This is a genomic window from Dyella sp. ASV21, assembly GCF_016428975.1.
Classification (GTDB): Bacteria; Pseudomonadota; Gammaproteobacteria; order Xanthomonadales; family Rhodanobacteraceae; genus Dyella.
The window spans coordinates 1-400 of record NZ_JAELTT010000204.1; the positions used below are offsets into that span (position 1 = coordinate 1).

Genomic DNA, 400 nt, shown 5'->3' on the forward strand with positions numbered 1-400 from the left:
CCCTCTTTACTCCTCCCCCCCCCACCGAGATCTACACCCGAACGTTGTCGTCGGCAGCGTCAGATGTGTATAAGAGACAGGGTCGGCCTGCGCCACGAAGACATCGATGTGGTGGTGCTGTCGCATTTGCACTTCGACCACGCTGGCGGCCTGCTTGCCGCATGGGAAGAAGGCCAGCACGGCGCGTTCGAAGAACTGCGTCCAGTTGAGTTGCAGGGCGAGAAATTCCTTGGCGACCAATACCGCCACGCCTGTCTCTTATACACATCTCCGAGCCCACGAGACCCGTGACCGAATCGCGTGTGGCGGGTTGTGGTTGTAAAAGGGGGGGGGGGGGGGGGGGGGGGGGGGGGGGGGGGGGGGGGGGGGGGGGGGGGGGGGGGGGGGGGGGGGGGGGGGG

The 400-nt window shown here is 67.0% G+C and carries 1 pseudogene; it reads left to right on the plus strand.

Features of this window, described 5'->3' with window-relative positions:
• Positions 1–93: 93 nt before the first annotated feature.
• Positions 94–177, plus strand: a pseudogene (locus JHD67_RS21520) (MBL fold metallo-hydrolase); the annotation flags it as partial.
• Positions 178–400: the final 223 nt, after the last annotated feature.